This window comes from Paracoccus angustae (assembly GCF_042648745.1).
Classification (GTDB): domain Bacteria; phylum Pseudomonadota; class Alphaproteobacteria; order Rhodobacterales; family Rhodobacteraceae; genus Paracoccus; species Paracoccus angustae.
Genome location: NZ_JBHRXY010000133.1, coordinates 1 through 537 on the forward strand (window position 1 = coordinate 1; position 537 = coordinate 537).

General features: G+C 67.6%; 1 protein-coding gene. It reads left to right on the forward strand.

Going from position 1 to position 537, the window contains the following annotated elements; all coding sequences use genetic code 11:
- Positions 1-149 precede the first annotated feature (149 nt).
- A complete protein-coding gene (locus ACFOM8_RS23080) occupies positions 150-371 on the forward strand; it encodes a DUF1127 domain-containing protein (protein ID WP_377764693.1) in 222 nt (73 codons plus the stop codon).
- Positions 372-537 lie beyond the last annotated feature (166 nt).

A 537-nucleotide genomic window follows, 5' to 3' on the forward strand; every position in this document is an offset into this window, starting at 1 on the left:
CATGCGGTTGCTGCATGGCAGCAATCCGAAAGGATCCATTGTGCAGATGCAGCATCGGCGCCATCTTGGGGTCATCGAAACGGCGCCGGGCCAATCCGGGCAAGGCGCAAACGCAAGAACAAAAGACCCCCAAGACAAAGGAACACGCCATGGCTGCCATCGCCCACACCCACAACGCCGCCGCCACCCCTGGCTTCGCCGGCCGTCTGATGGCCGCGATCCAGCACATGCAGGAAAACCGCGCCCGCCGCGTCATCTATCGCCAAACGGTGCGCGAACTGAACGCCCTGACCAACCGCGATCTGGCGGACCTGGGCATCAGCCGCGCGATGATCGCCGGCCTGGCCCGGGAAGCCGCCTGGGGCAAGTAAGAAGAACACGCCATTCCGCCCCACCCTCCTCCCAGGGGCCGGAACGGGCGGCATCCCCTCCTCCTCCCGGAGGGTGCCGCCGACAACAGCGCCGGAACCCTTTCTCCTCCCCTCGGGTTTCGGCGACAGGCGGCGGCCCCCTCCTCCTCCCTCGGGGGTCGCCGCG